21 protein-coding genes and 1 pseudogene are annotated in these 26,028 nt (G+C 63.5%); 9 read left to right on the top strand and 13 right to left on the bottom strand.

Features of this window, described 5'->3' with window-relative positions; genetic code table 11:
- Positions 1–12: 12 nt before the first annotated feature.
- Both HMPREF2565_RS10845 and upp read right to left on the bottom strand, forming a co-directional pair.
- Positions 13–1,194, bottom strand: a complete 1,182-nt coding sequence (locus tag HMPREF2565_RS10845) for a M20 family metallopeptidase (protein ID WP_071407352.1) — start codon at positions 1,192–1,194, stop codon at positions 13–15.
- Between the two features lie 118 nt (positions 1,195–1,312).
- On the bottom strand, positions 1,313–1,948 hold the full coding sequence (gene upp, locus HMPREF2565_RS10850; protein ID WP_046648363.1) for a uracil phosphoribosyltransferase: 636 nt from the start codon (positions 1,946–1,948) through the stop codon (positions 1,313–1,315).
- Positions 1,949–2,009: 61 nt separating this feature from the next.
- On the opposite strand from upp, the gene HMPREF2565_RS10855 reads away from it, so the two are divergent.
- Genes HMPREF2565_RS10855 through HMPREF2565_RS10865 form a run of 3 tightly spaced genes read left to right on the top strand, consistent with a single transcriptional unit; the run spans position 2,010 to position 4,407 of the window.
- Positions 2,010–2,294: a hypothetical protein gene (locus HMPREF2565_RS10855; protein WP_070680438.1), complete on the top strand. Its 285-nt coding sequence runs from the start codon at positions 2,010–2,012 to the stop codon at positions 2,292–2,294.
- Entirely contained in the window at positions 2,294–3,157 is an 864-nt protein-coding gene (locus HMPREF2565_RS10860) for a C40 family peptidase (protein ID WP_070516020.1), read from the top strand. Before HMPREF2565_RS10855 ends, HMPREF2565_RS10860 begins: the two co-directional genes overlap by 1 nt.
- Positions 3,158–3,168: 11 nt before the next feature.
- Positions 3,169–4,407, top strand: a complete 1,239-nt coding sequence (locus HMPREF2565_RS10865) for a hypothetical protein (RefSeq protein WP_049157259.1) — start codon at positions 3,169–3,171, stop codon at positions 4,405–4,407.
- Positions 4,408–4,410: 3 nt separating this feature from the next.
- Here the strand turns inward: HMPREF2565_RS10865 and HMPREF2565_RS10870 are convergent, their stop codons facing one another.
- Positions 4,411–5,274: an amidohydrolase family protein gene (locus tag HMPREF2565_RS10870; RefSeq protein ID WP_083306490.1), complete on the bottom strand. Its 864-nt coding sequence runs from the start codon at positions 5,272–5,274 to the stop codon at positions 4,411–4,413.
- A gap of 39 nt (positions 5,275–5,313) precedes the next feature.
- Here HMPREF2565_RS10870 and HMPREF2565_RS10875 point away from each other — a divergent pair, with 39 nt between their 5' ends.
- The gene (locus HMPREF2565_RS10875; protein ID WP_071407353.1) at positions 5,314–6,534 is read left to right on the top strand and encodes a D-alanyl-D-alanine carboxypeptidase family protein; all 1,221 of its coding nucleotides are present in this window, start codon (positions 5,314–5,316) and stop codon (positions 6,532–6,534) included.
- Here the strand turns inward: HMPREF2565_RS10875 and HMPREF2565_RS10880 are convergent.
- From HMPREF2565_RS10880 to HMPREF2565_RS10905, 6 genes are all read right to left on the bottom strand, one after another.
- The gene (locus tag HMPREF2565_RS10880; RefSeq protein ID WP_071407354.1) at positions 6,509–7,249 is read right to left on the bottom strand and encodes an RDD family protein; all 741 of its coding nucleotides are present in this window, start codon (positions 7,247–7,249) and stop codon (positions 6,509–6,511) included. The two genes, HMPREF2565_RS10875 and HMPREF2565_RS10880, sit on opposite strands and share 26 nt — an antisense overlap.
- A gap of 7 nt (positions 7,250–7,256) precedes the next feature.
- Positions 7,257–8,339 carry a YhjD/YihY/BrkB family envelope integrity protein gene (locus tag HMPREF2565_RS10885; RefSeq protein ID WP_049157256.1) on the bottom strand — a complete coding sequence of 361 codons (1,083 nt, stop codon included), beginning with the start codon at positions 8,337–8,339 and terminating at the stop codon, positions 7,257–7,259.
- 74 nt (positions 8,340–8,413) lie between these two features.
- The gene (trpS, locus tag HMPREF2565_RS10890) at positions 8,414–9,448 is read right to left on the bottom strand and encodes a tryptophan--tRNA ligase (RefSeq protein ID WP_070511442.1); all 1,035 of its coding nucleotides are present in this window, start codon (positions 9,446–9,448) and stop codon (positions 8,414–8,416) included.
- A 48-nt stretch (positions 9,449–9,496) separates the two neighbouring features.
- On the bottom strand, positions 9,497–9,688 hold the full coding sequence (locus tag HMPREF2565_RS10895) for a hypothetical protein (protein WP_049157254.1): 192 nt from the start codon (positions 9,686–9,688) through the stop codon (positions 9,497–9,499).
- Positions 9,689–9,753: 65 nt separating this feature from the next.
- Positions 9,754–10,653 carry an exodeoxyribonuclease III gene (locus tag HMPREF2565_RS10900; protein WP_071407355.1) on the bottom strand — a complete coding sequence of 300 codons (900 nt, stop codon included), beginning with the start codon at positions 10,651–10,653 and terminating at the stop codon, positions 9,754–9,756.
- A gap of 10 nt (positions 10,654–10,663) precedes the next feature.
- Complete coding sequence (locus HMPREF2565_RS10905) at positions 10,664–11,899, bottom strand: MFS transporter (RefSeq protein WP_210385907.1); 1,236 nt, start codon at positions 11,897–11,899, stop codon at positions 10,664–10,666.
- Between the two features lie 182 nt (positions 11,900–12,081).
- Here HMPREF2565_RS10905 and HMPREF2565_RS10910 point away from each other — a divergent pair, with 182 nt between their 5' ends.
- Positions 12,082–14,265, top strand: a complete 2,184-nt coding sequence (locus tag HMPREF2565_RS10910; RefSeq protein ID WP_071407357.1) for an NADP-dependent isocitrate dehydrogenase — start codon at positions 12,082–12,084, stop codon at positions 14,263–14,265.
- A gap of 247 nt (positions 14,266–14,512) precedes the next feature.
- Here HMPREF2565_RS10910 and HMPREF2565_RS10915 read toward each other — a convergent pair whose 3' ends face one another.
- The gene (locus HMPREF2565_RS10915; protein WP_046648373.1) at positions 14,513–14,695 is read right to left on the bottom strand and encodes a hypothetical protein; all 183 of its coding nucleotides are present in this window, start codon (positions 14,693–14,695) and stop codon (positions 14,513–14,515) included.
- Between the two features lie 706 nt (positions 14,696–15,401).
- Here HMPREF2565_RS10915 and HMPREF2565_RS10920 point away from each other — a divergent pair.
- From HMPREF2565_RS10920 to HMPREF2565_RS10930, 3 genes and pseudogenes are all read left to right on the top strand, one after another.
- Positions 15,402–16,760 (top strand): PepSY-associated TM helix domain-containing protein, encoded by a 1,359-nt coding sequence (locus tag HMPREF2565_RS10920; RefSeq protein ID WP_071407358.1) that lies wholly within the window; start codon positions 15,402–15,404, stop codon positions 16,758–16,760.
- A gap of 29 nt (positions 16,761–16,789) precedes the next feature.
- Positions 16,790–18,822 (top strand): annotated as a pseudogene (locus HMPREF2565_RS10925) (M3 family metallopeptidase).
- A gap of 89 nt (positions 18,823–18,911) precedes the next feature.
- Positions 18,912–19,940, top strand: a complete 1,029-nt coding sequence (locus tag HMPREF2565_RS10930; protein WP_071407359.1) for an HNH endonuclease signature motif containing protein — start codon at positions 18,912–18,914, stop codon at positions 19,938–19,940.
- 219 nt (positions 19,941–20,159) lie between these two features.
- On the opposite strand, the gene ppc is transcribed toward HMPREF2565_RS10930, so the two are convergent.
- From ppc to pdxS, 3 genes are all read right to left on the bottom strand, one after another.
- The gene (ppc, locus tag HMPREF2565_RS10935) at positions 20,160–22,871 is read right to left on the bottom strand and encodes a phosphoenolpyruvate carboxylase (RefSeq protein WP_071407360.1); all 2,712 of its coding nucleotides are present in this window, start codon (positions 22,869–22,871) and stop codon (positions 20,160–20,162) included.
- 75 nt (positions 22,872–22,946) lie between these two features.
- Positions 22,947–23,735: a pyridoxal 5'-phosphate synthase glutaminase subunit PdxT gene (gene pdxT, locus HMPREF2565_RS10940; RefSeq protein WP_071407361.1), complete on the bottom strand. Its 789-nt coding sequence runs from the start codon at positions 23,733–23,735 to the stop codon at positions 22,947–22,949.
- Positions 23,736–23,740: 5 nt separating this feature from the next.
- On the bottom strand, positions 23,741–24,643 hold the full coding sequence (pdxS, locus tag HMPREF2565_RS10945; protein ID WP_049157099.1) for a pyridoxal 5'-phosphate synthase lyase subunit PdxS: 903 nt from the start codon (positions 24,641–24,643) through the stop codon (positions 23,741–23,743).
- A gap of 81 nt (positions 24,644–24,724) precedes the next feature.
- On the opposite strand from pdxS, the gene HMPREF2565_RS10950 reads away from it, so the two are divergent.
- Positions 24,725–26,026 (top strand): MocR-like pyridoxine biosynthesis transcription factor PdxR, encoded by a 1,302-nt coding sequence (locus HMPREF2565_RS10950; protein WP_071407362.1) that lies wholly within the window; start codon positions 24,725–24,727, stop codon positions 26,024–26,026.
- Positions 26,027–26,028: the final 2 nt, after the last annotated feature.

Here is a 26,028-nt window from a genome sequence, read left to right on the forward strand (position 1 = left end):
GTGCTTAGGCGCTTAATCCTCCACGTTGGCGAACTGTTCTGCTACGGAACCAAAGAGTTTGACACCCACGCCGATAGCCCGCTCATCAGGCGCCAAATCCCCCATGTGGAGATCGTGCTGCTCTCCTTCACCAGACCAGCAGCCCAAACGGGCCATGGAGCCGGGGACCTTCTCTAGGTACCACGAGAAGTCTTCGCCGCCCGAGGACTGCGGGGCCTGAACCACGGCTTGCGGGTCGATGGCCTGGGCAGCGCTGGCGAGGAGGGCGGTGGAGACGTCGTCGTTAAGCACGGGCGGAACCCCACGGTGATAGACCATCTCGTGCTCGACCCCCAAGGGAGCGAGAACCTGCTCGACGAGCTCGGAGAAGAGCTGCTGCATGTCGCGCCAAATGCCAATGTCCGCCGTGCGCATCGTGCCGGACACAGAACCGGTCTCGGGAATCGCGTTCGGGGCATAACCCGAATTCACCTGGCCAAACACCAAAACGGTGCCGGTGCGCGGATCGACGCGGCGCGAGAGCAAGCCCGGCAGATCCGTCAGCAGCTTGCCCAGGGCATAGACGACGTCTGCCGACAAGTGCGGGCGTGACGTGTGCCCGCCCGGGCCAGAGACGTTAATTTCCACAACATCGGTGGCCGAGGTGATCGCCCCGGCGCGGACGCCGATGCGCCCGACGCGCAGCTTCGGTTCCACGTGGACGGCAAAGATAGAGTTCACCCCGTCGAGCGCACCCCATTCAATGACGTCGGTGGCACCGCCCACCCACACCTCTTCAGCGGGCTGGAAGATGACGCGGACGCCGAAGTCCAGTGGGTGCTCGCGGTTGAGGTCCGCCAAGGCGCAGGCCGTAGCAAGGGCGATGGTGGTGTGCATGTCGTGCCCACACGCATGCATGACGCCGGGCACCTCGGAGGTGTATTCGAGGCCGGTGACCTCGGTGACAGGAAGCGCGTCGATGTCGGCGCGGAAGGCCAGGCGCCCGAGTTCCGTATCGGGACCGATGTCCACCATGAGGCCGGTTTCGGGGAAAAGCTGCGGCTCCAAACCGTACTCGCGCAGGGTGCGGGACAGGAAGCGGGTGGTTTCCACCTCGTTATTGGAGGTCTCCGGGTGGCGGTGGATATGGCGGCGCCACGCGATGACCTCCGCGCGGTGGTTACTGAACCACTCACTGACGTAGTCCGAGATCACTGCTTCCTCCTCCGTGGTTTCCTACTGGGAAGAGTCTACAACTAGACCATGCGGTTCAGTTAGTCGGGCAGGTCACGCGCCAGATATACTGAGCGGTCTGCCCTGTCCGACGGTTTCGCTACAGGTCGATATTGCGGGGACCGTAAAGGCGATCGCCGGCATCGCCAAGGCCCGGGACGATGTAGGCGTCCTCGTTGAGGGAGGGATCAATCGCTGCGGTGACCAAGCGGACTGGCAGCCCCGAGTTGGCCAGCGCATCAACGCCCGGCTGCGCGGAGACCATGCAGATTGCCGTGATGTCGGTAGCGCCGCGATCTGCCAGGAGCTTCAGGGAGTGCAGGAGGGAACCACCCGTGGCCAGCATTGGATCAACCACGAAGACACTCCGACCGCTGAGATCCTCCGGCAGGGCTTCCAGGTAAGGCACCGGCTCGTGGGTTTCTTCATCGCGCGCCATGCCAATGAAGCCCACCTGGGCATCCGGGATCATGGACAGTGCCGGATCAATCATGCCCAGGCCAGCGCGGATAATGGGCACGATGATCGGCGGATCCTGCAGGCGAGTACCGTCGGCCGTGGCGACGGGTGTGACGCACTCAAAGTGTTCAACGGGCAGGTCGCGCGCCGCCTCATAAACAAGCATGGTGCCCAGATCTCGCAAGGCAGCGCGGAAGGCGGCGTTGTCGCTGCGGGCATCGCGCATGAGGGTCAGCCGGGACGTGGCGAGGGGGTGGTCTACTACGTGGATATCCATGTCCTTCACTGTATAAGAATTGGTCGGGAACCGATCAGCGGGCGGTGAAGTCTAATAAGGCATGACTAGCTTCGATACTTTCACCATTGATACTGAACACACTCGCCGCTTAGCCCACGAACTTGCCACTGTCTCTCAGGCCTCTCCCGCTCCTTCTCCCGAGCTACCGATAGAGCCGGTCGTGGACGGCTTTAGCAGTGCGTTCAACGCCGCCATGGAGAATCTCACAGCACGCCTTGCCCAGGTCAGAGCCGATGCCGGGGCGGTGGCAGAGTCCAGCTTCCGCATGGCGCGGGAAGCCGAGGAGACCGATAGTGCCCTCGCGAGCGCGTGTGGAGGTCTGTGATGTTGGAATCAGCGATAGCTCAGATTGCGCGGATGCAGCCGGCGCAGCTTCCCGACGTCTCCCTGCCCACTGTGCCCGATCTCACTGCCGCGGGACCCCTCGCGGAGATAGCGCACGGTGATCCGCGAGCGCTGTTGGACACCGCCCGCCAAGCCACTGAGGATCTTTCCACGGCCCGCTCAGCTCTGGCTTCCGCGCGCGGGCTGATTTCAGCGGCCGTCAGGGAACTCATCGGACTGGGCTTCGAGCTACTCCAGCGCGGGTTACCTATAGCTCTGGGGCTGCTCATTCCGAACCCGGCGGCACAGGCCGCGGCACGCTCAGCTTTGCAGGCTCTCGCTATGGAGTACGTTGGCAAGGCACTGCAGCGCTTGAAGCACTTAGCCGGCGAACTCCTGCAGGCGGCGGCTCCCCTCGTTCCCATCGGCCAGCGCGCGGTCCAACCTTCGGTGCGCGGCCCCCAGGAGGAAAGCACGGCGCGCCACGCGCTCGTCGCCCCGGCGGCGGAGAACGGGGCAACCACGCAGGGACAGGCCGCAGCACAAGCAGCGCTATCCCAGGTGGGGACTCCTTATGGCTGGGGCGGAACCGGCAACGGTAGTTTCGACTGCTCAGGACTCACCCAATGGGCCTGGCGCCAGGCCGGCGTGGAACTGCCGCGCACCGCTGAAAGCCAGACCGTGGGCCGACAGGTCAGCGCGGAGGAGCTGCAACCCGGTGACCTCATCGTGTGGGATGGGCACGTGGCTATGTACTCCGGCGACGGGCAGATGGTGGAGGCCGGAAGCCCCGTGCAAACCAATCCATTGCGCACCAACAACATGGGGATGGCTTTCAAAGGCTTCTGGAGGCCCACAGGGTAGACTGTTTCCCCATGAACACCCGCGCTATTGTCCCTATCCAACTCTCCCTTTCCGAGGGCGATTTTTATACCCTATGGGCGCCAAAGTGGCGCCAGAACGGCTCCGAGTGGCAGGCCTTTCTCGGTGATGACGAGTCTGTCCTGCTCTTTAAAACGGAAGCCGAGATGCTGTGCTTCCTCGAGTCGGGGACGAAGCATGACTTGCTCGATCACCCCAAGTGGGAAGTGTTCAACTCCCAAGCGGCGGACCGCGTGGTTCCTGAAAAGAAGCACGTGTACGACCTCGTCGGCATGCCGAAGTACCTCGCTGGCCGCCCGAGCCACGAGAACGTCTCCACGGTCGCGCGTTGCTTGGAGATTGCGCACTCGCTGGCAGAGGTCAGCGGCGCCGAGCACACCGTCATCTTCTTCGCTTCGCACTCCATCCTGCGCAACCCTGCCCGCGGTGCAGATCACTACGCCGGCGACCAGGGCATGAGCGAGTGGTCCGGCGTGGGCCGCGTTATCCACAGCAACTGGCGCGCAGTGATCGAAGACCTCGACAAGGTGGTCAAGGTCGTTCCTTCTTCTGATTTCACCCAGGATGCAACCACGAGCGCCGCCACCCGCATTTCCTCCGCCACCGAAGCGGCGGAGGAAGCACGCAAAAAGGCCGAAGAAGAGCGCAAGGCCGCCGCACAATCGGCAGATCCTTATGACAGCTCCCCGTGGGCAGCCGCAGGCATCGACCCGGTAAAGATCACCGCCGACCAAAGGACTGTCTACACCCTGCGCACCTACCTCGACGGCAAGCCAGTGTTCCTGGGCAAGTGGGGCGAGATCTTCACCTTCCCCAGCTCCAAGGTGCTCGTGCGCTGGATCATGGAAAATGACGACCACGACTTGGCCAAGGTCTCCACCTGGGAGGAGGTCGTTGCCGCAGCGAACGCCGGTGAGCTGGAGGTCACGGTTCACCCGGATAACCAGTACAACTTCAACGGCATCGTGCGTGACATTGAGAAGGGCCCGGAGGCGGTCGATACGGATCAGATGGGTCGCTGCTACGAAGTCTGCGCCGATGCTGCCGACTGGTCCGGGGATGACTCCATCAACTCCTACATGCTGCAGAACCCGCGATTCCAGGACTACCTGGGCTACATGCTCGGCTCCACCGAGCACGCAGGCTACGTTCCCTCCAAGCCCTACACCGAGCACGCGGAGTCCTGGAAGGGCCTGGAGGAGATGCTGACGAAGCGCTTCTCCCGCTTTTAGTTTCTAGTCGGAGGACTCAGTCTCTTCTTCCGCTTCTTCTGTCTCGGAAGCGTCCTCCGCGAATTCCGGATCCGCCAGCTCCTCGTACGCGGGCAGAATCTTCTGCTCGATGAGGCGCTGGCGGTCCTCTTCGCTGGCAAAAGAGTTCTCAATCGCCTTGATGGTGAGGTCGAAGAACTCCTCCAGCCCATAGCCAAAGGTCTCGCTCAGGGCCAAGAAGACGTCGCTGAGCTTCTCCCCCGCCACCGTGCAGGTAAAGCCGAGCTGCTGCAGCAGCGGCAGAGGGTGATCAGCCAACTCCTCTGCGGGCAGCTCCTCCAGCGGCGCGAAGGTCAGCGCGATGCGGCGATCCCGCACCCACGCAGAGGCCTTGCCTGGGCGAACGCCGTCGAGATCCGCGCTGAAGTCATCGACAAGATCAGTAGCGTGCACCAAGCGCGTGGCACCCGCCTGCACTGCAGCCACGGCATCCTCATAAGAATCGACATCGCGCTCCCACGGGATGAAATCCGCGCGGAGCTTCTCAGCCGCGGACAGCTCGGTCAGCGCCACGCCAACCGCGGCCTCGCTGGCATCGTCCTCGACGATAAGCCGGGCATCGATTCCAGGAACGTCCAGTCCTTCCTGCACGGCGGCGAGGGCCTCGGCCGCGTCGAAGGGGAAGACGCTGGGGCGCAGGCGGAGCTCGGCGTAGACCACGTGGTCGTCGGCAAGCGCCTGCACAACAGCGTGCGTGGCCGCGCGGAGCTCCTCTGGGGTGGAAGCATCCGTGGGCAACGGCGCGAAGAGAGTCACCTTGGGCAGGCCGACGAAAATCTCGGCGCCGGAGTCTTTATTTTCGGGGCTAATCAGAGGTGCGTCATGCATGACGATCATCCTAGGACGCGGTCTAGGATTAAGCACGCTATGAAACATGTCCCCGCGATCCTCACTGCCCTCGCCCTAGCCGCCACCCCGCCGGCGTTCGCAGAGGAGGAAGAGTCAACGTCGCCCACGCGCACCACCGCGCCGGATACCGACTCCTGCCCGCACTCCCTCGTTCCCGAGGAACCGACGACCACCTCGGAGCGGTTGGCTCCCGGCCAGGCAGCACCCACTCCCCTTCCCGCGGTTGAGGGTGCTGCGTGCGGCGTGACCGCTCCGCGCGGTTTTCGGGTCAATAAGGACGTGGTGGCGTCGGCGTGGATGGTCAGTGACCTGGACACCGGCGAAATCATCGCCATGAAGGATCCCAATGGGCGCTACCGCCCGGCCTCCATCATCAAGGCGCTGCTAGCGCTCGTGGTCATCGAGGAGCTACCCCTCGACCAGCGCATCACCGCCACGCTTGACGACGCCTCCGTCGAAGGCTCCGCCGTCGGCCTTGGCCCCGATGGGGTCTACACCGTGAAGCAGCTTCTGCAGGGTTTGCTCATGGCTTCCGGCAACGACGCCGCGCATGCCCTCGCGCAGGCTGTTGGCGGGGATGAGGAGGCGCTGGAGAAGGTCAACGCGAAGGCACAGGAGATTGGCACGCGCTCGACGGTGGCGGCGAGCTACTCGGGGCTGGACGCGGCAGGCATGTCGACGTCCGCGGCGGATATCTCGCTGATTTACCGCACGGCTTTTGCCAACGACACCTTCGCGCGCATCGTCGACACCGAGCACGTGGAGTTTCCCGGCTGGGGTGACATGCCCGGCTATGAGCTGTGGAACGACAATGGGCTGTTCCTCAACGACCCGGATGGCATCGGCGGCAAGACGGGCTATACCGAGGACGCACACCATACCTTCGTCGGCGCTATCGACCGCGATGGGCGCCGCCTCCAGGCGGTTCTCCTCGATACGACCGTCGAGCATGGGTTCCGCGCCTGGGAGCAGGCGCAGATGCTTCTCGACGAAGCCTCCGACGTCCGCGCCGGCGATGGCGTCGGGCACCTAGATGACTTCGCAGCCGGAAAGGAAGAGCCCGCGGAGTCTGCGGTTACGAGCCCGGCTCCCACCACCCCGGCTGCGCCCGCCACCGCGGAGGTGGCTGCGGAGTCTTCGTCCTTCGAAGGCTCGCAGGGCTGGATTGGCTGGATGGTGGCGGGGCTCGTCGCGCTCCTCGTCGTAGTGGTTGCTACTTTTTCACTACTTCGGCGTTAGCCATGATGTCGTGCTGGCCGCGCAGCTGGTTCTTGGCCCCAATCGTGGTCACCACGTAGAGGGCACCAAAAAAGGCGATCAGCGGCCCAATGAGCGGCACGAGGGAGGCCACGCGCCACCAGTTGCGCCTAATGCTCTGCTGCCAGGTGAGCTTCTCGTGCGTCGTGACATCACGCACGGTGTACCCGCCGATGAGCTTCGCGGGTGTTGCGCCAGCGAGGACCTCGAAACAGATGTAGTAAGCCACCGTGAAGATGCTGGAGATGCTGACGATCCACACCGAATTATCATCCGGGTTGGTAAAGCCAAAGCCGACGATGAAGGACACCACGAGGGCCGCGAGAAAGTAGTCAATGACGGCCATAAGCACGCGGTTGCCAGGAGAGGCGCGCCGCGCATCATCGCGGGGCGGAGTTGACGTTGGGGCGTGCGCGCTCTCACCCCACCGGCCGGTAGTCGCGTAATCCTCCAGCTGCGCCCACGTGAGCTGGGCGCCGGACTCGACCTTTTGGTCATAGCTGGCGCGGGAGGAAGGCTCGCATAGAATGCGGGAGGCAACGGCAAGCTCCTCGCGCTCTGGGGCTTCGGGGAGGTAGCCGAGGCCTTCGAGGTGAGCGTCGGCAGCCGCCAACTGCACGCCCAGTTCTCGTGAGGTCGCGCGTGAATCGAGGCTGAAGTGCTCGTACAGGTTCGGGGCAAAAGACGCTGGTAGCATCCCCACCCTACTTTCGGCGCAGCAGGGCCCAGGCACCAGCTGCGGCTGCGCCCAGGGCGGCACCGGCGCCCAGGGTCACGCCCGGGTTCGGGCCCTGGCGGATCTCGTTGCGGACGCGGATGACAGCCTGGTCTGGGACGGGCGGCACGAGCAGCTCGAGGGATTCCTCGGTGGTGGCCGTCCATGCGGAGACGTACAGGACGACGCGCCAGACCAAGTACATGACCACCATGAGGACGATTACGGGGCCGAACACGGCGCCTGCCGGGTTGCCCGCCGCGGAGGACATGATGACGGTGGACAGCTGCTTGATTACCTCAAAGAGCACCGCACCAATGGCCGCGCCCATCAGTCCCGACTTGGTGGGAACCTTCGTGCGCGGCAGGAAGGCCACCATCCACCAGAAGACGAGGAAGTTGGCGATAAGGCCGATGACGATACCGGCCACAACCAGCACTGCGCCCATGCCAGGGAAAGACTCAATACCGACCCACTCGAAAATCTTTTGGGTCAGTCCGGAAGAACCCGCCGCCGTCACGCCGAAGGCGATAACCATGGCCACGAGCAGGCCGATGAGCCCCAGCAGATCGCTGAGCTTCTTGGTCACAAAGTTGCCCGGGGCGTCAGTCGGATCCTGCATCCACATCGCCGAAATGCCAATGCGCAGGTTGTTCATCCAGCCCAGCCCGGACCACAGGGTAGTCAGGCCACCGATGCCGTACATCGCGCCGCGCTGTTCAATCGCGGTATGCAGAATCTGCGTAATCGAATCCCCCAGATCGCCAGACACGGAGTTCGCGATCTGCTCCTCCAGTTGCTGCATGAGATCGGGGCGATTGGCCAACACGGTGGCGATGGCTGCCACCGTGAGCATGAAGATGGGGAAGATAGCCAGAACCGAGAAATACGTAATTCCGGCCGCGAACTGGTTTCCGCCCTGGCTGCCGTAGCGGTCCAGCATCTTCATGATGTGGTCGATAAAACCGGACTTCTCGCGGACTTTATCTACCGCGCCCGGCTCATCGGCATTAGCACGCTCGATGCCGTAGTCATCGGTCTTCTTCTCATCGGGTTGAGTCGTTGGCGCCACAGGCTTTCCCCTTTTTATGAAATACAGAAATAAGTTACAGAGTCCTCTACACAGTCTTCATCATGCTAACCAACTCAGCCGCGGCGCGCGGGGAGGAAGCCCACCGCCTCGTAGACCTTGTCCACGAGCGGGGAGGCGATCTCCGTGGCGCGCTCGGCGCCCTGGGCCAAGATGCGCTCGAGCTCGCCGCGGTCTTCCATGAGCTCGTCGTAGCGTGCCTTCAGCGGAGTGGTGAAGGCCTCCAGCGCTTCTGCTGTGTCCACCTTCAGGTGGCCATAGCCCTGGCCCGCGTACTTGTCCACGAGGTTCGGGATGCTCTCACCGGTCAGCGCAGACTGGATAGCCAGCAGGTTGGACACGCCGGGCTGCTTCTCGCGGTCGAAGGCCACCACGCCGAGGTCATCGGTCACCGCGGACTTAATGCGCTTAGCGGAGGTCTTAGGAGCATCGAGCAGGTTCACGATGCCCTTCGGGTTAGCGCCCGACTTCGACATCTTGGACGTCGGCTCCTGCAGGTCATAAATCTTGGCTGAGCCCTCCGGAATGAAGGCCTCTGGCACGCGGAAGACCTCGCCGTATTTGTTGTTGAAGCGCTCCGCCAGGTTGCGAGTGAGCTCGAGGTGCTGGCGCTGGTCCTCCCCCACCGGCACATAGTGCGGGGAATACAGGAGGATGTCCGCGGCCATCAGGACGGGGTAGGTAAACAGTCCCACGGACGTGCGGTCCTGGCCTTGCTTGAGGGACTTGTCCTTGAACTGGGTCATGCGGGAGGCCTCACCGAAGCCGGTCAGGCACTGCAAAACCCACGTCAGCTCCGCGTGCGCGGGGACGTGGGATTGTACGAAGAGGGTCGATTTCGCCGGATCGATGCCCAATGCGATGAGCTGCGCGGCGCCCGCCACGGTGCGGTGGCGCAGCTCCTCCGGGTTCTGCTCCACCGTGATGGCGTGCAGGTCCGGGATGAAGTAAAAGGCCTCGTGCGAGTCTTGCAGGTCAATCCACTGCTTGAGCGCACCGAGGTAGTTACCGAGGTGGTAGGAGTCCGCCGTGGGTTGAATACCAGAGAGGACTCGAGAAGCGGAGGTCGATGCAGAAGTGGAGTCAGTCATGGTTGACTACTCTACTCTGCCGCCTCCGGCGGGGAGGCGGTGCGTCGATTAAATCTTGCGGGAGGTCGGGCTAATGACGTCCATCATGACGGCGAAACCGGCCACCATGAACGCGCCGCCAACGCCCTGGAGGACGATCGGGCCAAGGAAGGCAAAGGACGGTCCGACGATGGTCCACCACCAGATACCCAGGGCAAGCAGAATAGCGCCGAGGACAAAGTAGATGATTGCGCGGGTCATGAGCATCTCCTGCGAAATAGAAAAGGACGTTAAGACGGGATTATCGTACCACTACTTGGATTCGGCTACTTGTACTCCACCAGAAGAGGAGAGTGATCGGACCAGCGCTCCTCCACCGTCGGCGCCTTCTCCACCCACGTGCGCTGCGCGCGCTCCAGCATAGACTTCGTGGCCGCTTGATAATCGATGCGCCACCCAGCGTCGTTATTGAAAGCCTGGCCGCGGTAGGTCCACCAGGTATAGGGCCCCTCAGCCTCCGGGTGCAGGCGCCTGGCGACGTCAAACCACTGCGGGTCCGCGGCCGCTTCCCAGGCGGTCTTGGTCTCATAATCCACCACGCCGAGCCAATCCCCGAACCCCTTCTTCTCCTGCGGCTGCGCATCCGGGAAGGAGCCAAAGACGCGATCCATGAAAGCGCGCTCCTCCGGCAGGTGGCCGGACTTCTTCTCGTTGGGCTTGTTGTTCTTCAAGTCCTGGGCGCGGTGGCAAATATTCCAGTCACCACCGATAACAGCCTCCGGGTAGGTCGCAGCCATCTCATCCAAGACTGAAGAAAACTCGTCCAGGAAGAGGTACTTCTCATCCTGCTTCGGCGAATCCACATCGCCGGAGGGCAGATACAAAGAGGCCACGCGCACGCCTTCCACGGTGGCGGCAATGAAGCGGCCGGATTCGGCGAAGGAGCCGAAGCCCACGGAGACGTCGCCAAGCGCATGCTTCGATAAGATGCCCACGCCCGCGCGGCCCTTGGCGGCGGATTCGGCCTGCACCAGGTTCCATCCGGCCTCCAGAGCCGGGGCCAGGGCCTTCTGGGTCTGCTCGGGATTGGCGCGCACCTCCTGCATGAGGACGACATCGGCCGGCGTGGTATCCAACCACGCGTTCATCCCCGGGTTGTTCTCATTGCGCTGTTTGCAGGCCGCGCGGATGCCATTGACGTTGACAGAGGCGATGGTGAAACTCATGCCGGTCAGTCTAACTGCGTTCAATAATCTTCACGGAAGGGCCCCGGCGGCGCTTGTCCCACATGGTGATAACCCAGGTGATGCAGCCGGCCACCGCCAGGCCCGCACCGGCCAGCGCGGTGGAATTATAGGAGTAGCCCGCGCCCACGACTGCGCCGCCGATGGCCGCGCCCGCCGCATTGGCGATGTTGAGGGCCGACTGATTCAAGGCCGCCGCGAGGCTCTGCGCATCCCCCGCCACGTTGACCAGGCGAAGCTGCAGGGAGGGCACGAGAATGGAGCCGAAGAAGGCCAAGACACCAAAGGCAATCGTGCCCGCCCATGCGTTGTGCGCCACGAAGTAGAAGGTCACTGACACTCCGACCATGCAGACGAGAGCAAAGATGATGCCGAATTCCAGGTTTCGGTCCGCCAGCGCACCGCCGGCGACGTTGCCGACAGTCATACCGATGCCATAGGCCATGAGCACAATCCACGTGTGGCTCGGGTCCATGCCGGCGACCTCCGTCATGGTCCACGTGATGTAGGTGTAGACGGCAAACATGCCGCCAAAGCCGACGGTGCCGAGGAAGACGGTGAGCAGAACCTGGCTGTTCTTCAGGGCGCCGAGCTCGGTGAACATATCCGTTTCCGGCATGCGCGTCATGTGCGGGAAGAGGACAAAGAGCAGGACCATCGTGAGCCCCGCAATGGCCACGACCAAAAAGTACGCCGCATGCCAGCCCAATCCTTGGCCTAGGGCCTGGGCCGCGGGCACGCCGATCACGGTGGCGATGGAGAGGCCCATGCCCACCATCGACATGGCAAATCCTTGCTTGCCCGGTGGCGCCATCGATGCCGCAGCCAGATTTGCTACGGAGAAGTATGCGCCATGCGGCAGGCCTGCGATGAAGCGCGCCACCAGCAGGACGCCGTAGTTCGGGGCCAAGGCCGTGAGCAGGTTGCCCACGAGCAAGAAGCCAATGAGCAGGATAATGAGGCGGCGGCGTGGGAGCTTGCCCGTGAGTGCTGCGATGACCGGCGCGCCCACGACGACGCCGAGCGCGTAGACGGAGATGACTACCGACGCCGTGTCTTCCGTAATACCGAAATCATCCGCGATGAGCGGCAGCAGGCCCATGGAGGTGAACTCTGTGGTGCCGATGGCAAAAGCGCCCAGCGCCATGGCGATCATCACGATGGTGCGGCGCGTCGCGGAGATTTCCGTCTGGCGCGGGACGGGGCGGCGTTGGATACGGGTATTCATCGGTTTCACGTGGGCAGACCTTAGTACTTCCCCTCCCGAGCTCGTAAGTCCAGTCGGAAAGGTTGTGCCAAGTACACAGACTTCCCCCGCTGGTGGTGCGAGTCACAGGGGGACCGGCACCGCGAGAAAATAAGACAGGTATCCTGTGAGGTTGAACAGTTTTCAACTTCTTTAGGAGAACCATGGCAAAGATTATCTGGACCCGTACCGACGAGGCGCCGTTGCTGGCGACCTACTCCTTCAAGCCCGTCGTGGAGGCCTTCGCTTCCACCGCAGGCATCGAGGTGGAAACCCGCGACATTTCCCTGGCCGGCCGCATCCTGGCCCAGTTCCCGGAGCGCCTTGGTGACAAGAAGGTCTCCGATGCCCTGGCTGAGCTCGGCGAGCTGGCCAAGACCCCGGAAGCTAACATCATTAAGCTGCCGAACATCTCCGCTTCCCTGGTGCAGCTGAAGAAGGCTATTGCTGAGCTGCAGGCCGCCGGCTACGACCTTCCGGAGTACGAAGAGGCTCAGGAGAAGTACGACGCCGTCAAGGGCTCCGCTGTGAACCCGGTTCTGCGTGAGGGCAACTCCGACCGCCGCGCCCCGATTGCGGTCAAGAACTTTGCTAAGAAGAACCCGCACAAGATGGGCGCGTGGTCCGCTGATTCCAAGACCAACGTGGCCACCATGGACGCTAACGACTTCCGCCACAACGAGAAGTCCGTCATCATGCCGGAGGAGGACACCCTCTCCATCGTTCTGAAGACCGCCGAGGGCGAGCAGACCCTGCTGGAGAAGCTGCCGGTCCTCAAGGGTGAGGTCATCGACGGCACCTTCATGTCTGCCAAGGCACTCGATGAGTTCCTCAAGGCGCAGGTTGCCCGCGCTAAGGAAGAGGGCGTTCTCTTCTCCGCTCACCTCAAGGCCACCATGATGAAGGTCTCTGATCCCATCATCTTCGGCCACGTGGTGCGCGCTTTCTTCGCTGATGTCTTTGAGAAGTACGGCGAGGAGCTCGAGGCCGCTGGCCTCAACGGCGAGAACGGCCTGGGCGCTATCTACGAGGGCCTGGACAAGCTGGAGAAGGGCGCTGAGATCAAGGCCGCTTTCGACGCCGCGCTGGCCGCGGGTCCGGACCTCGCCATGGTCAACTCCCACAAGGGCATTACCAACCTGCACGTTCCGTCCGACGTCATTATCGACGCCTCCATGCCGGCCATGATCCGCACCTCCGGCCACATGTGGAACAAGAACGACGAGGAGCAGGACACCCTCGCCGTCATCCCGGATTCCTCCTACGCCGGTGTCTACCAGGCCGTGATCGAGGACTGCAAGGCCAACGGCGCCTACGACCCGACCACCATGGGTACTGTCCCGAACGTCGGCCTCATGGCACAGAAGGCTGAGGAGTACGGCTCCCACAACAAGACCTTCAAGGTGCCGGCAGCCGGCACCGTTGAGGTCCGCAACTCCAAGGGCGAGGCTCTCATCTCCCACGACGTGGAGGAGGGTGACATCTGGCGCGCCTGCCAGACCAAGGACGCCCCGATCCAGGACTGGGTCAAGCTGGCTGTCAACCGTGCTCGCCTGTCCGGCATGAAGGCTATCTTCTGGCTCGACCCGGAGCGCGGCCACGACGCCAACCTCATCGAGCTGGTCAAGAAGTACCTGCAGGATCACGACACCGAGGGCCTCGACATCTCCATCGAGGATCCGGTCACCGCGACCAAGATCTCCGTCGAGCGCATCCGCAAGGGCGAGGACACCATCTCCGTGACCGGTAACGTCCTGCGTGACTACAACACCGACCTCTTCCCCATCCTCGAGCTCGGCACCTCCGCCAAGATGCTGTCCGTGGTTCCGCTCATGGCTGGCGGCGGCCTGTTCGAGACCGGTGCCGGCGGCTCCGCTCCGAAGCACGTCCAGCAGGTCCAGGAGGAGAACCACCTGCGCTGGGATTCCCTCGGTGAGTTCCTGGCCCTGGCTGAGTCCTTCCGCCACGAGCACAACACCAACGGCAACGCCAAGGCTGGCGTGCTGGCCGCTGCACTGGACAAGGCCACCGAGACCCTGCTGGATGAGGGCAAGTCCCCGTCCCGCAAGGTGGGCGAGAACGACAACCGCGGCTCCCACTTCTTCCTGACCCTCAACTGGGCCAAGGAGCTGGCTGCGCAGACTGACGACGCCGAGCTGGCCGAGGCCTTCAAGCCGGTTGCTGAGGCCCTCGAGGCCAAGGCAGGCGAGATTGAGCAGGCGCTTCTCGACGTCCAGGGCTCCCCCGTCGACCTCGGCGGCTACTACGCCCCGAACGAGGAGAAGCTCAACCAGACCATGCGCCCGGTCGCTGCCTTCAACGAGATCATTGATGGCCTGAAGAAGTAATTCTTCGTAGCATCATGTTTCCGACCGCCGCGCGTATCCTCTCAGTAGTGGAGCGCGCGGCGCCGTCGTTTTCCTACGAGGATGTACTCAACCACGAGGTCACCTTCGATGCCGCTGCGTGACGCGAGACATGGTCCCACCTCACGCTCTACCGGCGGTGTAACACCCCCTCCTCCTCCGATGCCATTGGGCAATTTCTCCGCTGCCTAAAATCAGGTGACTAGCGTCCCGTACAACCATGGGAGCATCAGCTACGGTCGATGCCATCCACTTTTTGAATCTGGCGCTTCTTAGAAATGAAATAGGCTGATACCCAGAGAATCGTCGTAAGTAGGGCCGTCCGGACTACCCACATCAAGTCAGCAGAGGAATACCCCACCATAAGTACCGCGCCTATCGACAAAATCCAACCAGCCAAAAATGATTTCATGCTCTCAACACCTCTACTTAGCGAGAATTGCATCCCAGTCGCAACTGGCGTAACCGTTTAGGCCACCCGCTACAACTCCGGTCGCAATTGCCTTAAGCATTCCTTGCACCGCCCGGCCCGCAGGAACACCAGCAACGGTCATCGCCACTAAGCATCTGTTCCATGCCTCCTGCTTCTCGGGAGATGCACCAGTTGCCACTCCTTCTGGCAATTTGCACGTAGCCGGATTGTTCGCACAGTCTTGGATGTAAGAGTCGGAGGGTTCAGTGGGAAACGGATTGTTGTAGTTTTGCGCATGCGCAGTTGGAATCTTCACAAAGCCTGCCAGCATTACGCCAGCAATGACTACCGCGGTAGTCTTATGTTGTCGTGCAGGGGGGGGCAGATCTTCATAATGCTCATGTGCTCAGGCTATCAATATGAGATTAGCCTCGCTATCCCTATTGGCAGATCTCTGTAGCCGACCATCAATTGAAGTCCGACAACGGCTTATGCAAACCCCTAACCTCATCAAAGGTTGTAAAAGCTACACCGCACAGCAAAAGAGAGAGTTTTTCAATCCACGGGAACCAAGCAACCACCGCCTCCGACTAGTAGTGCAGTTGATATCAGCGCCTGTCCATCGCCCGTCTTGAGTGCCCGAAAGCATTCACCCTCAGGCACCCACTACGGGCCCTACCTGTACACACTGAAAAGAGCACTACATATGAGTCGGACGGCTCTGCGATCCTTCATTCAACGCATCCACTTTTATGGCGGCATGTTCGTCGGCCCCTTCATCCTCGTTGCGGCATTGACTGGCTGTCTCTATGCCATGGCGCCCACCCTGGAGAAGGTGGTGTACCGCGACGTCATGACCGTTCCGGCGGTCGAGCACCCCGTAAGCTTGGAAGAACAAATCCAGGCCGCACAGCAGGGGCACCCCGACATGCCCGTGTCCCAAGTCTGGCCGGCAACCAGCCCCACGGATTCGACGCGCGTGCTGGTTTCCGATGACAGCATCGACGAAAGCCTCCAGCGCACCGTCTTCATCAATCCTGCCAACGCCGAGGTCATCGGGGACTACCCCACCTACTCGGGCCTGGGTGAGATGCCGCTGCGCCGCTGGATTTCCTCCCTGCACGAAAGCTTCCACCTGGGCAAGGTCGGCGAACTCTACTCGGAGCTAGCCGCCTCCTGGCTGTGGGTCATGGCCTGCGGCGGTCTTTATATGTGGTGGATTCGCCGCCGCCCGAAGAACAAGGCAACCGCGAACGCAGCGCAGCAGCAGCCCAAGCGCTCTGCCCGCTGGAAGGCCACCCGCCTGCATTCCACTGTTGGCGCCTGGATATTCATCGGGCTTCTCGGCTTGTCTGCCACCGGTATTACCTGGTCAGGTCTGGCCGGCGACAACGTCGATTCCCTCGTCGAGCGCATGAACTGGAAGGCCACCCCCATCGAGACTGCCCTCCCCGGCACCACCGCTGAAACGCATGAGCACACCGGCCATGAAGGACATGAAGGTCATGGGGTTGGAGGGGCGTGGTCAAGCGTGAACGTAGCTGCCGAGGCCGAGCGCGTCCTCGCCACCGGCCGCACCGAGGGACTGACCGGGCCACTGCGCCTGTACCCGCCGGAGGACGCCAACTCCGCCTGGCAGGTCAGCGAACGCTGGGTGGAATGGCGCACCACCTCCGACGCGGTCTCCGTCGACGGCGCTACCGGAGAGGTCATCGACCGCCAGCCTTTCTCCAGCCTGCCGCTGTTTAGCAAGCTCAGCAGTTGGGGCATCTACCTGCACATGGGCATCATGTTCGGCCTTCCACTGCAGATTGCGCTGCTCGCACTGGGTCTCGCCACCGCCGCTCTCGTAGTACTGGGGTACTACATGTGGTGGAAACGTCGCCCACGCTTCCTCCCGACTGCCCACTTCTCCTGGGCCGCCACAGGGTTGGGCGCGCTATTCGCCGCCACCGTGGGCGTCTTCCTGCCGCTCTTAGGAATCACCTTGGCGGCGCTCTTGGTTCTCGATGCCATCCTCATCCACACGCCACGACAGAAGAAAGTAGTGAATGCCATCACATAGAGCAGGAGGCATAGGTACGGTAGTTTCTTATGACTAACCCACTGCTAACTCCCTCCACGCTGCCCTACCAGCTCCCGCCGTTTGGGAGATCAAGGTCGAGCACTACCGCCCCGCCTTCGACGAAGCACTCGCGCTTCACGACGCCGAAATCGCCTCCATCACCGACAACCCCACCACGCCTACGTGGGAAAACACCGTGGAGGCGCTCGAGCGCTCCGGGCAGGACCTCGACCGCGTCATGGCGGTCTTTGGCAACCTCTCCGGCACCGACGTCACCGATGAAATGGAGGAGATCGCCGCCGACATCTACCCGCGCCTGTCCGCGCACTATGACGCGATCTACCAGAACGAGGTGCTCTACGCGCGCATCAAGGAGGCCACGCCGCCTGCCGACGACGCGGAAGGCCAGCGCCTCCACGAGCACCTCCTGCGCACCTTTGCCCGCAAGGGTGCCGACCTCGACGCGGCCGGCAAGGCCCGCCTGTCCGAGATCAACCAGCGCCTCTCCGCGCTCTCTGAAGAATTCGGCCGCAACCTCATGGCGTCTACCCGCGAGCGCGCGGTCTCCTTCACCGAGGAAGAACTCGAGGGCCTGCCCGCCGAACGCATCGCCTCCGCCAAGGCCGATGCCGAAGCACTAGGCCGCGAGGGCTTCGTCATCCCGCTGGAGTTGCCGACCGTGCAGTCCGAGCTGAGCCGTCTGGCGCGGGAGGATGCGAGGGGGAGGCTGTATGGGGCGTCGACAAGCAGGGGCTCCGAGAACAACATCCCGGGGCTCATCGAGGCCGTGCAGCTGCGCGCCGAGCGAGCCGAGCTGCTGGGCTTTGCCACGCATGCCGACTACGTCATCGCCGAAGAAACCGCCGCGACTGCCGACGCCGCCCGCACCATGCTCTTCGACCTCGCCCCCGCCGCCGCGGCCAACGCCGAAGGCGAGCAGAAGCTCCTCACGGAGGAAGCAACGCTCAACGGCCAGGGTTTCAGCGCCGCGGACTGGCCTTATTGGGAATCCAAGGTCCGCGCCCGCGACTTCTCTCTCGATGAGGAGGAGCTGCGCAAGTACTTCCCGCTGGACCAGGTCCTGGAGAAGGGCGTCTTCGCCGCCGCCGAGCGCCTCTACGGCATCACCGTTATCCCCCGCGATGACCTCGAGGGCTACGCGGAGGGGGTTCGCGTCTGGGAGGTGATTGACGGAGACGTCAATCACGGAGATAAAGGAATCGGTCTTCTTCTTACCGACTACTTCGGGCGTCCCACCAAGCGCGGCGGCGCATGGATGAGCGAGTTCGTGGGCCAGTCCCGGCTGCTGGAGCGCAAGCCGGTCATCGTCAACGTCATGGGCATCACCAAGCCAGCCGACGGCTCCCAACCGCTGCTCAGCATGGACGAGGTCCGCACCGTCTTCCACGAATTCGGTCACGCCCTGCACGGCCTGCTATCCGACGTCCGCTACCCCACCTTCGCCGGCACCAACGTACCGCGCGACTGGGTGGAGTTCCCCTCGCAGATCAACGAGAACTGGGCGCTCGATGAGAGACTGGTCAAGGAATACGCCCGCCACGTGGAGACGGGCGAACCTATTCCGGACGAGCTTCTCGACGCCATCTCCGCCGCCTCCGAATTCGGCCAGGGTTTCGCTACCTCGGAGTATCTGGGAGCGTCGATCATCGACCTCGCGTGGCATTCCCTGAGTGCTGCCGAGGCCGCCAAGTTGGAGGCTACCCCGGAGGCCGTCGCCGAATTTGAGGCCGAAGCCCTGCGCGCGGCCGGGCTGGATAACGAGCTCATCGCGCCGCGCTATCGCTCGACTTACTTTAACCACATCTTCGCCGGTGGCTACTCCGCGGGCTACTACTCCTACCTGTGGGCCGAAGCGCTCGACGCCGATGGTTTCGAGTGGTTCAAAGAGCAAACCGACCTTCGCGAGGCCGGTCAAAAGTTCCGCGATGTCATCCTGTCGAAGGGCGCGTCTCGCGACTTCACGGAGGCTTACCGCGAGTTCCGCGGCCGCGACAAGGACGTTGCGCCGCTGCTCAAGCGCCGCGGCCTCGCCGGCGCCTAAAGCCGAGTGCCGACTAGTTATCCACAGATTTCATCGGATGGCTAGTTCGGGGCTTGGAGGTGGGGTGGGGTGCTTTTAGGCTGCGGGGTATGAGATTACAGACGTTCTTCGCCGCCCTCGGCCGCGCCATTGACCTGGTGGCCGAGTGCGCGGGCCTGTCTGAATCTGATTTGGTGGCCCTCGGCGCCACGCCTGCCGACGCCACCGTGTTCCTCTCCCTCCACCACACCTACTTCGGGCACACATCCTCGACGAAGAAGCAGCGCACGGCAGTGGAAGCCGCGCGCCGGCGCGGGCACGGGCTGGTGACCTTGCAGCTTATCGAGCACTTCGTGACCAAAATTCGGGACCACCACAAAGCGTGGGATTTGCGTGTGGAGCTATGCCAGACCAGCGCGGAGCTGGTGGAAAAGGTAGCGCGCAAAAGGCTGCGCCAGATGCGCAAGCCCCGCACGTATGCCGAGCGCGCCAAGCTCACCCAGCATGGCAACGGTCTGGCCACGCTCACGGTCACCGCGGACTCGTTGCAGCTTACCGGCGTCTTCGAAGGCATCGACCAGGAACGCCCCGGTGAAAGCTTCCTGGAGAATCTAGACGGTGGCGGTGTCAAGACTGAGGTTGCCACCATGGCGGTCCTGCAGCTTGATGACTACGCCGAGCTGCTCAAGGGCAATACCGACAAGGACGGCGAAGAGTTCATCGTCCGCACCACCAGTGGCGCGACCATGACCGGCTCGCAGCTGGTGGAGCGCGCTTTGCTAGACAAGGGAGTCATCGTGGCGGTCAGCCGCGAGCATGGCCCGCTCGATGTGTTCCGCTTCCAGCGCTTCGCCACCGCCAAGCAGCGCCTCGCCTTGGCAGCAGAGAATCCTTGCTGCGCCTGGGAAGGCTGCAAGGTTCCCTTTGAGAAGTGCCAGATCCACCACATCAAGGCCTGGGCCCGCGGCGGGCCCACCAACATCCTCAACCTGGTGCCACTGTGCCCCTACCATAATGGCGTCAACGACGATGACCCCGATGCCCCGCCCTCACGCGGCCACATGGATCGCATCGGCGGGCGGGTGGCATGGATCCCGCCATACGACGCCGCGCCGGTCTTCACCAGCGCCTTCAACTAACGCTTCAACAAACCTCAAGGTCATCTTGCGCACCAGTGTGCCCCGCTCCGCCAGGGCACTCTTCCAGCACTGTTTGGTCGTACCCCGCAGGAAATCACTTCCTCGCGGGGCATTCGGCGTGCCGGCTTAACTCACGGAACTGGTCATGCGCTCAAGCCTGTCCCGCAGGAATGTGGGCCGTGCGGGTTGAACGGACGTGGGGGTTGACGGGCGGGCGGATTAGCCGGCGTTGCGCAGCGCGGTGGCCAACCCGTTCATCGTGACCTGGATGGTCTTGGACACCAGGAATTGGTCGTCGCCCTTACGGTAGCGACGCAGCAACTCTAACTGGATGGCGTTAAGCGGAAGCAGGTACGGGTAGCGACGCTTGAGCGACCGCGCCTGGCGTTGGTTCTCACTAACCAACTCCGCGTTGCCGGTGACCTTAAGGTAGACCTCGCGGGTGCGCTCAAACTCCTCGGAAATCAGGCCGAAGATACGGTCCGCGATTTCTTTGTCGTCGACCAAGTTGGCATACAGGCGCGCCAGCTGCATCTCCGCCTTAGCCATGACCTGCGCCATGTTCGCGAACACAGAACGGAAGAAGGGCCACGTGCGGTACAGCTCGCGCAGCTCTTCCCAGCGCTTCTCTTCGTCTGCTGGGGCAGTGTTTATTCCGTCGGTGTTTACTGCGCCGTTGACAGCTGTCGATCCTCCGGAGGCTTGCTTCACCCACGCCGTCACCGCACTGCCCACGCCGAACCAGCCCGGGATGTTGGTGCGGGACTGCGACCACGACAGCACCCAGGGAATCGCTCGCAAATCCGTAATCGCGGTGGTCTGCTTACGCGAGGTCGGGCGCGAACCCAGGTTGAGATCACCAATCTCGTGCAGCGGGGTGGACTGGGTGAAGTAGGCGATGAACCCGGGGTCGTCGACAAGCTGGCGGTAGGCCACGCCACTCAACGCCGCCAGCTCGCGCATGATGTCGTAGGCGCGCTCCGGATCCGTAATGGGCTCGGTATCCAACAACGATGCCTCCAGCGCTCCGGAAACAAACGCCTCCAAGTGGCGGCGCGCAGTCTCCGGCGCACCATACTTCGCAGAAATCACCTCTCCCTGCTCGGTGATACGCACCGAACCTGATACCGCGCCCTTCGGCTGCGCCAAAATCGCATCATAGGTCGGGCCACCGCCGCGGCCTACCGCACCGCCGCGACCATGCGCCAGTCGCAACTCCACGCCGTGGCGCGCGCAGAGCTCAACGAGAGCCAGTTCGGCGTCGTACAGCGCCCAGTTTGCCTGCAGGTAGCCGCCATCCTTGTTGGAATCCGAGTACCCCAACATGACTTCTTGGATATCCCCGCGCGAGCGCAGATGCTCGCGGTACACGGGCACCTGCCACAGCTTCTCCAGAATGCCGGCGCCGGCCTTCAAGTCCTCGATGGTCTCAAACAGCGGCACCACATCGACCTCGCTCAGTCCCACCTCCTTGAGCAGCACCATCGGCTCCAAGATATCGGAGACGGTGCCGGTCATGGAGATAATGCAGTGCGACACCGACTTCGGCCCAAAGTCCTGCACGGCGCGCGCCGCCGCACGGAAAATCCCCGGCTCCTTCGAGGTATCCTCGCTGAACTCCCGCTCGGAGCCGGGGAAGAGCAGCGGACGGTTGGTCTGCAGCTCGCGCACGAGCAGGGTGACCTTCTCCTCCTCCCCCAGCGCGCTGTAGTCCGGGGTGATGGTGGCCGCGGCGAAAATCTCGGTGAGAACGTTCTCAAAGGACTCCGAATTCTGGCGCATATCCAGCGTCGAAAGGTGGAAGCCAAACGTCGTCACCGCCGAGCGCAATCGGGCAAGGCGGTCATCGGCGATGATGTCATCGTTGAACTGGCGCAGCGAGCGGTCGATCACGTCCAGGTCACGTTTGAGCTCCTCCGGCGACGCATACGCGCTTGGCGACGCCTCCCCCTCCAACCTCGCCAGCACCTTCTTCCGGATGCCGAAGATGGCCCGGCGATAGGGCTCGTCGACGCGGGATTTTTCGTCGTTGTGGGCGGCGTCGGCAAGCGCGCCCAGTTCCTTGGAACTGGAGGAATATCGATCCGACAGGGAGAGCTCGCGCTCCAACTCGCCGAGCTCGTCGGCGTAGTACTGCAGCACCGTCGCCGCGGCCTTGCGGGTGGCGTAGGTCAAGGTGTGCTCGTTAACAAAGGGGTTGCCGTCATGGTCGCCACCAATCCAGGAGCCGGGGCGGACGACGGGGGAATCGGGAAGCTGCTGGCCAAAGGTCTCACGCATGGCGTGGCGAATGGCGCGGTTGAGGGCGGGAACCTGGTCGAGCAGTGAAAGCTTGTAGTAGCGCAAGCCGACGTCAATCTCGTCTTCGAGGGTAGGGCGGGCAATACGAATCAGCGCGGTCTGCCACAACAGAGTCATGCGCAGGTACATTTCCTTCTCGATCGCCGCCATGTCGCCGCCGCGGTGAGCTTCCTTGAGGAGATTCTTGATGCGGGTCTGGGTATCGAAGACGGTGCGGCGGCGGGTTTCGGTGGGGTGCGCGGTGAGAACGGGGGCGACGTGAGCGCCTCGGATGACGGAGGCGGCATCGGCGGGCGCGACGCCTTCTTCTTTGAGCTTGGCGAATGTCTTGCGCAGGGAAACCGGCGCCTCGACGGACTCGTCATCCAAGTCCTCCGCTAGATTCGCGATGAGCGCGAAATAGCTGAACGCTCGCGCCACGAGGTTGACTTTGGTGATGTCGAGGTCGCGGAAGATAGCGACGAGGTCTTCCGGCTTGGCATCGCCGTGGGCGATGTCGAAGGCCATGCGGCGGGTGGATTCGACGAGCTCAAAAACGTCCTCGCCTTCCTGCTGCGCGATGACCCGGCCGAGCACCCGGCCGAGGAAACGGATGTCTTCGCGGACTTGTTCTGGGGCAGGTGTGCTCACGGCGAGGAGCCTTTCTGGGAGTGATGTGTTCAGCTAGCACATCTCAATGTAGCCCAGAGCACTATCGGGCGATAGTTATTTAGCAAAAGAAGCGAGCCACGCGGCGTGGAGGCGCGAGTCGCCGTTTTCTTCCGGATGGAAGCTCAGCGCTGTGACCCGGCCCTGGCGCACGCCCACAATTGCTTCGTGCCCCGCGGCGGGATGAGTTAGCTCCCCGTCATATTCGGCGCTATCTTTGCACGCAGCGCTATCTTCGCCAGCCGCACCACTGGCTACGCTGTCGGGTGCAGGGGCAGGCACGGTGGCGATGACCTCGACACCTTCGCCCACGCGGGTAACGATGGGCGCGCGGATGAAGCTCGCCTCAATGTCGAGTGTGATGCTTCGGGCCCCTGTGTCATGAGCCTCGGCGTCGTCATGAGCCTCGGCGTCCCGGCGCCGCGCCCCAACCTCTGAGGTCTCTGCATCGGGTCGCTGACCTTGCAGCGCGACGGGAACGATGCGCTCCTCGGAGAAGCGTTGGTTGCCGAAGGCGTTGCGGCGCACGGCGACGTCGATAAGCCCCAGTGTCTGCTGGCCCGGCGCGGGGTTCTCCAGCTCGCGAGCGCTGTAGATGAGCCCCGCGCAGGTGGCCAGGACCGGCAGCCCTCCCTCGACGGCGCGGCGCAGCGGCTCCGCAACGCCGAAGGAGCGCGCCAGCTTATCGATGGTGCTCGACTCTCCGCCGGGCAGAATGATTCCGTCCAGCCCGTCGAGATCCTGCGGCAGGCGCACCCGGCGCGTTTCAGCGCCGAGGCTCTCCAACACGGCGAGGTGTTCCTCCACCCCGCCCTGCAGCGCGAGCACGCCGACGAGTGGTCGCACCGCGTTTACCAACCGCGCTCAGCCAGGCGGTGCGGGGCGGGGATATCGTTGACGTTGATGCCCACCATGGCCTCACCCAGGCCGCGGCTGATCTTGGCCAGCTCGGCCGGCTGGTCGTAGAGGGTGGCCGCCTTAACGATGGCCTCCGCGCGCTTCGCAGGCTCGCCGGACTTGAAGATTCCGGAGCCAACGAAGACGCCTTCGGCGCCCATCTGGCGGACGAGGGCGGCGTCGGCAGGCGTGGCCACGCCACCAGCGACGAACAGCACGACCGGCAGCTTGCCGGTCTCCGCAACCTCAGCAACCAGGTCATACGGCGCCTGCAACTCCTTGGCTGCGACGTAGAGCTCATCGCGATCCAGGTTCTGGAGGCGCGCGATTTCACCCTTGATGGTGCGCAGGTGCTTGACGGCCTCGGAGACGTCGCCAGTGCCGGCCTCACCCTTGGAGCGGATCATGGCCGCACCCTCGGTGATGCGGCGCAAGGCCTCGCCCAAGTTGGTTGCGCCGCACACGAACGGCACGTCGAAGTCCCACTTGTTGATGTGGTTGACGTAGTCGGCCGGGCTGAGCACCTCGGACTCGTCGATGAAATCTACGCCCAGCTCGCCGAGAATCTGCGCCTCCACGAAGTGGCCGATGCGGGCCTTCGCCATCACCGGAATGTCCACAGCGTTGACGATGCCCTCGATGAGGTCCGGGTCAGACATGCGGGCCACGCCGCCCTGGGCGCGGATATCGGCCGGCACGCGCTCGAGCGCCATGACGGCGGACGCACCTGCGTCCTCAGCAATTCGGGCCTGCTCCGGGGTGACTACATCCATGATGACGCCGCCCTTGAGCATGTCAGCCAGTCCACGCTTGACGCGCGTGGTGGCGCGCCCCTGTTCAATCTTCTGTTCAGTCATGGCTCACATAGTGGCCCAGAAAATTGGTCCAAGACAAGAGCCATTTTCCGAGTGTCGAATTAGACCACTTATGATGGGGTCGTGTCTTTCCGCCTCGATCCATCTGATACGCGCGCGTTGCCGGTGCAGATTGCCGAAGCCCTCCGCACCCAAGTCGCGGCGGGCATTTTGCTGCCCGGCGAGCAGGTGCCGTCGACGCGTTCACTGGCGCGCGATCTGGGCATTTCCCGAGGCAGCGTGGTTACCGCCTACGAGCAGCTCACCGCCGAGGGCTACCTCACCGCGTCGGTTGGCTCGGGCACAGTCATCAACCCGCACCTGCCCCATGGGCGCACCCCACAGCCTCACCCCGCGCCGCGGCCCAGCTCTGCCCCACCGCGCGTGGAGTTGACCCCCGGTTTGCCCGATACGGCCGGAATCATCACCCCCGAATGGAGGGCGGCGTGGCGCAAGGCCGCCGTGGATCCTTCCGGAGATCTCCCCCGCGAGGTGGCCGCGCACCTGCGCCACATGCGCGGGCTGACGGTCGACCCCGCGTATGTCGTCATCACCGCTGGCGCCCGCGACGGGCTGTCGGTGCTGCTGCGCGCGCTGGGCGGCCACTTGCGCGTGGGCGTGGAGTCCCCCGGCTACCCCAGCCTGCGCCGCATCCCCCAGGCCTTGGGGCACACGCTTGTCGACGTCCCCACCGACGCCCACGGCGTCACCGTCCCCACCGTTGGCCTCGACGTTCTCATCGTCACCCCCTCCCACCAGCACCCCTATGGCGGTTCGCTGCCGGCTGCCCGGCGCGCGGAGCTCGTCGAGTGGGCGCGCGGCAATGACGTGCTCATCATCGAGGATGATTTCGATTCCGAGCTGCGCTACGTCGGCCAGCCCTTGCCCGCGCTGACCGCGCTCGCTCCGGAACACACGGTGTTGCTGGGCACGTTTTCCTCGGTGATTTCGCCGTCGATTGCCTGCGGCTACCTGGTGTTGCCCCCGAGCTTACGCACGGCGGTGGATCGGGTGCGGGAGGTCTTCGGCCAGCCTGTCGGCGCCATTCCCCAAGCGGCACTGGCGAACTACCTGGCCAGCGGTGCGCTGCGGCGGCATACCGGGCGAATGCGCCGCGCCTACAAGCGCCGCCGCGACCTCGTCCAAGCCGCGCTGGAAGACGCCCCCGCTACCCTTCTGCCCATCCACGGCGGGCTCCATGCGGTGTTGCTGTGCGATAACGCCGTGGTCGACCGCGCCGCCTCCCTAGGGCTAACGCTCACCCCGCTCAGCGACTACTGGGGCGGCGTGGCCGCCGAGGAAGGCGTGGTCTTGGGCTTTGGGCATTTGAGCGACGTCGAACTCGCCGCCGCGCTGGAGCTGGTCAAGCAGGCTTTAGCGGACTGAGC

The organism is Corynebacterium sp. HMSC072A04, from assembly GCF_001809235.1.
GTDB classification, from domain to species: Bacteria; Actinomycetota; Actinomycetes; order Mycobacteriales; family Mycobacteriaceae; genus Corynebacterium; species Corynebacterium hiratae.